The following is a 6,160-nucleotide window of genomic DNA, read 5'->3' on the forward strand; positions in this document are numbered from 1 at the left end:
AGCTGATGAACATGCACGACGCGCACCTGGACGAAGCGGCGTACCTGCGCGTCATCCGCGCCAAAACGGCCAAACTGTTCGAGGCGAGCGCCCGGCTGGCGGCGATACTGGCCGGTGCCGACCCCGCCACGGAGGAGGCCTGCGCCACCTACGGGCAGGCGCTGGGTGCCGCGTTCCAGATCGTCGACGACGTGCTCGACTACGAGGGCGACACCGCCGAGCTGGGCAAGAACCTTGGCGACGACCTGCGCGAAGGCAAGGTGACGCTGCCCGTCATCTGCACGCTGCGCCGCTGCACCGAACCGGAAGCGGCGCTGATCCGCACCGCGATCGAGACCGGTGGCACGCAGCGGCTCGACGAGATCCTGGCCATCGTGCGCCGCAGCGGCGGGCTGGCCGAGGCGCGCGCCCACGCGGCCGCCGAGGCGCAACGCGCCATCGCGGCGGCGCAGGCACTGCCGCCCGGCGATGCGGTGCGCGAGAAGTACCGCGAAGCTCTGCTACAATTAGCGGCTCAACTGCTGACGCGCCGCGCGTGACATGGGCGGCTCTGTTGCGGTTGGCATTCGGGGTGTAGCTTAGCCTGGTAGAGCGCTACGTTCGGGACGTAGAGGCCGGAGGTTCGAATCCTCTCACCCCGACCACCTTTGCTGTGAGTTCGGCTCAGTCAGTGACTGACGCTGCAAGTTGGGGCGTGCAGCGTTGTCGTCCTACCCTTGGTATTGTTCATCACCGACGCTGATTGGTCAGCGTCTTCGGCATGTCAGCCGCGTCGAGCGCTATAGCGCCCGTCAGCGGTAACCCGCTCAAGTCTTTCAGCGCAACGCCCGTGCACCCTTGACGCCGAGCCTCGCGTGCGAGCCACATCAAGCGCTTGGCTGCGGTTATCAAATCTTGCCCTTCGGGCCGCACATTCGAAATGCAGTTGCGCTGCGCGTCGCGGCACCCTACGCGGGGCCGGTACGTGAGATATATGCCAATGCTGTCGGGCGAACTCAGCCCGGGCCGCTCGCCGATGATGACAGCCACCATCTGTGCCCCCAGCAACTCGCCGATTTCGTCGCCGATGGCCACGCGCCCTTGTTCGACCACCACCGGTGGTGCCGCCACCCAATCCGGGGCCTGCGTGTCGCGAATGGCTCGCAACAGCGCGACAGCGTGGCGTTGAATGCCCAACGCAGACAGACCATCGGCCACGACCAAAACCAAATCCGGTGAGGGTCCGTGGCCGCGCATCTTCTGCAAGAGCCGCACGCTGGCTTCATCCAGCCGTCGCCCCCAATCTGGGCGCAACAAATAATCGCGTCGGGTACCCGCGCGACTATGCAGCACCAGTGGCTCAGGCCACCCATCGTCGCGCAGCGCATGCACCAAGGCGGCGGTATCCAGTGGCACATGGACGGCGTCACGGGCTTGGGCGTGCGCCAGTCCAAATCGCAGCAGCGCCGCTGTGGGCAGCCCCACACCGCAACACCCCAAGCCAATGCGCGCGGGCGTGTGCTCGCGCAGCCTTTCCCAAACCGAGGGGGCCAGCACAGAAGCGGGCCCGATCGGTGCCACTACTCCTTCTGATTCCGATCGGGATTCAACGGGTTTCATACAGGCTGCGGCAGGGCACCCAATGTTTGCGCGAGTTGTGCCACGGTGTGGGCAGTGCAGGGTCGGCCATGGTCATCCACAATGCCCATCTTGTGCAGCCATGCCTCAAACTCTGGCGCGCACCTCAGCCCCAACAGCTGCCGAACCGACAGCGCATCGTGAAACGAGGTACTCTGATAGTTGAGCATCACATCGTCGGCACCTGGTACTCCAATGACAAAATTGACACCCGCACTGGCCAGCAGCACCAGCAAGTTGTCCATGTCGTTTTGATCTGCCTCGGCGTGATTGGTGTAGCAAACATCGCATCCCATTGGCAGTCCCAGCAGCTTGCCACAAAAATGGTCCTCTAACCCCGCGCGGATAATTTGTCTGCCGTCATACAGATACTCAGGCCCGATAAACCCCACTACAGTGTTGACGAGCAAAGGTCGATAGCGGCGCGCCACGGCGTAGGCGCGCGCTTCGCACGTTTGCTGATCAACACCGTGGTGGGCTTGCGCGGACAGGGCACTGCCCTGGCCGGTTTCAAAATACATCACGTTATCTCCAATGGTATCGCCGCGCCGCAGCGCCTGTGCCATGGCGTGCGCCTCATCGAGCAACGCCAAATCAACACCGAACGAGCGATTGGCCGCCTCGGTTCCCGCAATCGACTGAAACACCAGATCCACCGGTGCCCCCGCCTCCATCGCTTGCATGGTGTTGGTCACGTGCGTGAGCACACAGGTCTGGGTGGGAATGTCACCGCGCTCCACAATGTCGGCCAAAAGGTACTGCAGGCGCACCAGGTCCGGCACGCTATCCGACGCCGGATTAACGCCGATGACAGCATCGCCCGCTCCCAACAGTAGGCCATCGACAATGCTCGCGGCAATGCCAGACGGGTCGTCCGTCGGGTGATTAGGCTGCAAGCGCACGGCCAGTCGCCCACGCAAACCCAACGTATTGCGAAAGCGCGTGACCACCTCGCAGCGCTTGGCCACCAGCATCAGGTCTAAGTTGCGCATCAGCTTGCTAACTGCCGCCACCATCTCTGGCGTCAACCCAGGAGCCAACGCGCGCAACACATCGCCACTGGCCGCGTCACTCAGCAACCAGTCGCGAAATGCACCGACGGTCAGCGACGCTACTGGCGCAAACGCGCCGGCGTCGTGGGTATCGATGATCAAACGGGTGACCTCATCGACTTCATAGGGAACGACCGGTTCCTCGAGAAACTGTCGCAGCGGCACCTCCGCCAAGACCCAGCGTGCGGCCATACGTTCTTGTTCGCTATCGGCCGCCAACCCTGCCAGACAGTCTCCGGACCGAAGCGGCGAGGCTTTTGCCAACAGCTCGCGCAAACTCTCGAATCGATAGCGTACGCCTGCCAGATCCACGCAATAACGCATGACCGTTTCCGTCAAATACGAGACGCACCGTCGGTAAACGCACCCACGATAGACCCCGCAGGCATATCCGATGCATCGATTCTCGACCTTTCCGCGCTACCCATCAGCATCTCATCGAAGGCCGCCGCTGCCCGCTGCTGGTGCGTCGCCCGAAAATACATGTAACCCAACCCCATCAGACCAACAAACAATGCACTGAGCGCCGGGTTGTAGTAAACGACGGCAGCCAGGCAGACGATACCGCCGATCAGCGCGATCGCGGGAAAAACGGGGTAAACCGGTGCCTTGAACGGCCGTGGCAGGTGGGGTTCGCGTTGCCGCAACCGAAACAAGGCAGCCATCGACACGATATACATCACCAACGCCCCCAACACCGCCATCGTGACAATGTTGGCTGTCAATGGCTGACCCCCAAACGTCACCCATTGGTCGCTGAAGACCGCCAGCACGCCGACGATACCGCCGCCAATCAGCGCGCGCACGGGCGTTCGAAAGCGCGGATGCACCTTGGCAAAATATGCCGGCAAGTATCCGGCGCGCGCCAAAGCGTACATTTGACGAGAATAGCCAAGTATGATGCCATGAAATGACGCAACCAATCCAAAGAGACCGATCCACACCAGCATGTGCATCCATACGCCGCCCTCGCCCACCACGCGTTTCATTGCCTGCGGCAGCGGGTCATTGATGTTGGACAGCTCCCGCCAATCGCCTACGCCACCGGCCATGATCATGACCAGAAAGGCCAGCGCAACGAGCGTCAAAATTCCAGCGATATAGGCGATCGGGATCGTCCGCCGCGGCTCGCGCGCTTCTTCGGCCGCCATCGCCGCTCCTTCGATCGCCAAGAAAAACCAAATGGCAAACGGTATCGCCGCAAAGATGCCACCGATGGCCGCCCAGGTAAAGCCGTCTGACCCGGCCCAACCATGGGCAACAAAGTTAGCCAGCGACCAGCCCGGCGCCACCACACCGGCAAAGACCAACAGCTCCACGACCGCCAACAGGGTCACAAACAATTCAAAAGTGGCGGCTATTCCCACCCCAATGGAATTTAACGCAATAAAGACGATATAAGCACCAACAGCCACCCAGCGCGGATCGAGCTGCGGGAACTGGACATTGAGATAAGCCCCAATCGCCAAGGAAATCGCAGGCGGAGCAAAAATAAATTCCACCAGTGTGGCAAAACCAGCAACATAACCTCCGGTCGGCCCAAACGCACGCCGCGCATATGCAAAAGGCCCTCCGGCGTGCGGTATCGCGGTGGATAGCTCGGTGAAGCTAAAAATGAAAGTTGTATACATCAAGGCAACAAACGCTGTCGCCACCAAGAAGCCTAGCGTACCCGCCGTGGCCCAGCCGTAACTCCAACCGAAATATTCGCCCGAGATCACAAGACCCACGGCAATCCCCCAAAGTGAAAACACTCCGAGGACCGGCTTGAGCTCACGCGCCACTTGTGTCGGTGCCGATGACATCACGCCCTCCATCGTTCGTCCGTTGCAATCCGCTCAGTCGCTGGTGACTGGCACATCGTGTGGTCATTCTGCGCAACCGCTCCGCGGCGACGCTATCCCGACTGAGCAAAAGTAGGCCGATCCGCAAAGTTTTGCTCAAAATGGATAGGATTTGCGGGTATTCCCTAGGGGACTCAACTGGCACGATTCTTGATACTCCGCTGACAACGACAATGTAGGTGCACCATCATGGAGTACGCCACGTGCGGCGGCGGCAGTTCCTTTGCCCGATTTCGGCTCAAACGCACCGAGGACGTGCACGTACACGCTCGGCAACTCCAATCCTGGGATCAGGAGTACGAGCAAGTCTCCCGAGGCCCTTTCCAGGGCGAAGTACGGGAGCTGACCGCCCCGGGCTTGCAGGTTTTTGAAGAGTGGGCCTCGTGCGCTACCGTGCAGTACTGCAAGCCTTGGCACGGTGGTATTTGGATCGGCTTACCTTCGACGCCGTCTTACGACGGACTGCGCTTCATGGGGCGCAGCGTCACCGACTGTGCCGCAATGTGGGCCAGCGACGAACAGCCCTTCGACCTCCTGGTACCGGCTGCCATGGGACTCTACGGCGTGGTGCTGGATCTGCAGGACCTACAGCAACACCTGTCCTGGCGTGAAGGGGTGCCCAGCGATTCGGCGTGGACAGCCGATGCGTTGGCTGCGGCGCGTTTGCACTCCCTCGGTGCCGTGCAGCGCCAGAGGCTGGCCGGTTTGGTACGCGAGGTGTTACGCAATCTGGAGAAAAACCCCCACGTCCTGCAACACCGCGCCAGCTATCACGCGATGCACCATGCCATCGTGGGCATGGTGTGCGACCTGCTCGTACCACAGGCCTCGCGTCATTCGGCGGCGGACGAACCCAGTCATCGGCGTCGCCGTACATTGGTCCGGCGAGCCCGGCAGCTCATCTTGGATCGCCCGCAGGATTTTTTGCACTTGTCACAGCTCTGTGCAGCCCTGCACGTGACCCGGCGCACACTGCACAATTGCTTCGACACCGTGCTGGGCATCAGTCCCGCTGCATATTTGCGCGAGGTACGCCTCAACGCCGTACGGCGCGCGCTTCAAGACCCTGATCTTGCCCACCTCAGCATCGCGGATGTGGCGGCCCAATGGGGGTTTTGGCACATGGGGCATTTTGGGCAGGAATACAAAGCGCTCTTTGGCGAGCCGCCATCGCAAACCCGGCGCACCGCGATCGGTCGCCAGCTATGCGTCGGCCAATAGCAGTTCGACACCCAAGTACTTATCCGGCGCTGAAGCCCTCTGACATGACGGGTGACACCCTATGCCACCCGATACGGCCGTTCACCAGTCGTTGACCGCAAGGGATCGGCGGTAAAAACTTCGGCCGGGCGTGGGCCCGTGTGGACTAAAGCCGCGCCAGCAACCGCGTCGGCTGCAGCCTCACCTTGACGTCGTCGGCCGGGACGGCGCGACGCACCTCGTACGTACGGTCCGCGGTGTCGCGCAGTGGCGGCTCGCCGCGCGGCAGTCCTTCGCGGCCCACGATCGCGAAGACGAGCGGGGTGTTGGCCCGCACGCCGCGGCGCGCGACGACAGCCGTTTCACCGCTGGCGAGTTCCACATAGGTGCCGGGCAGATACAGCCCCAGCGTCTTGACGAACGACGCCCCGAGGGGCGTCGGCATCC

At 62.1% G+C, this 6,160-nt stretch carries 4 protein-coding genes, 1 tRNA gene and 2 pseudogenes; 3 read left to right on the forward strand and 4 right to left on the reverse strand.

The annotated features are described in order from the left end of the window. Nucleotides 1–539 (forward strand): polyprenyl synthetase family protein (locus ACK42S_RS14695; RefSeq protein WP_409709091.1); only part of this gene is annotated, 539 nt, incomplete at its 5' end. A gap of 28 nt (nt 540–567) precedes the next feature. Beyond that, nucleotides 568–644: transfer RNA gene (locus tag ACK42S_RS14700), tRNA-Pro, on the forward strand. A gap of 85 nt (nt 645–729) precedes the next feature. Here the strand turns inward: ACK42S_RS14700 and eutC are convergent. The 3 genes and pseudogenes from eutC to eat form a co-directional block, all read right to left on the reverse strand. After that, nucleotides 730–1,560, reverse strand: a complete 831-nt coding sequence (gene eutC / locus ACK42S_RS14705) for an ethanolamine ammonia-lyase subunit EutC (protein WP_409709100.1) — start codon at nt 1,558–1,560, stop codon at nt 730–732. 35 nt (nt 1,561–1,595) lie between these two features. Further along, nucleotides 1,596–2,993, reverse strand: coding sequence for an ethanolamine ammonia-lyase subunit EutB (locus ACK42S_RS14710; RefSeq protein WP_409709094.1), 1,398 nt, complete (start codon nt 2,991–2,993; stop codon nt 1,596–1,598). A gap of 104 nt (nt 2,994–3,097) precedes the next feature. Then, nucleotides 3,098–4,486 (reverse strand): annotated as a pseudogene (gene eat, locus ACK42S_RS14715) (ethanolamine permease); the annotation flags it as partial. A 216-nt stretch (nt 4,487–4,702) separates the two neighbouring features. Here eat and ACK42S_RS14720 point away from each other — a divergent pair. After that, nucleotides 4,703–5,734, forward strand: a complete 1,032-nt coding sequence (locus ACK42S_RS14720; RefSeq protein WP_409709097.1) for a helix-turn-helix domain-containing protein — start codon at nt 4,703–4,705, stop codon at nt 5,732–5,734. Between the two features lie 145 nt (nt 5,735–5,879). Here ACK42S_RS14720 and ACK42S_RS14725 read toward each other — a convergent pair. After that, nucleotides 5,880–6,160 (reverse strand): annotated as a pseudogene (locus ACK42S_RS14725) (phosphohydrolase); the annotation flags it as partial.

Source organism: Caldimonas sp. (assembly GCF_046289365.1).
In the GTDB taxonomy this organism is placed as follows: Bacteria; Pseudomonadota; Gammaproteobacteria; order Burkholderiales; family Burkholderiaceae_C; genus Caldimonas.

Bases quoted from the DNA above. Each gene is read 5' to 3' on its own strand.
- ACK42S_RS14710 (WP_409709094.1), bottom strand. From the start codon at position 2,993: ATGCGTTATTGCGTGGATCTGGCAGGCGTACGCTATCGATTCGAGAGT.
- ACK42S_RS14720 (WP_409709097.1), top strand. From the start codon at position 4,703: ATGGAGTACGCCACGTGCGGCGGCGGCAGTTCCTTTGCCCGATTTCGG.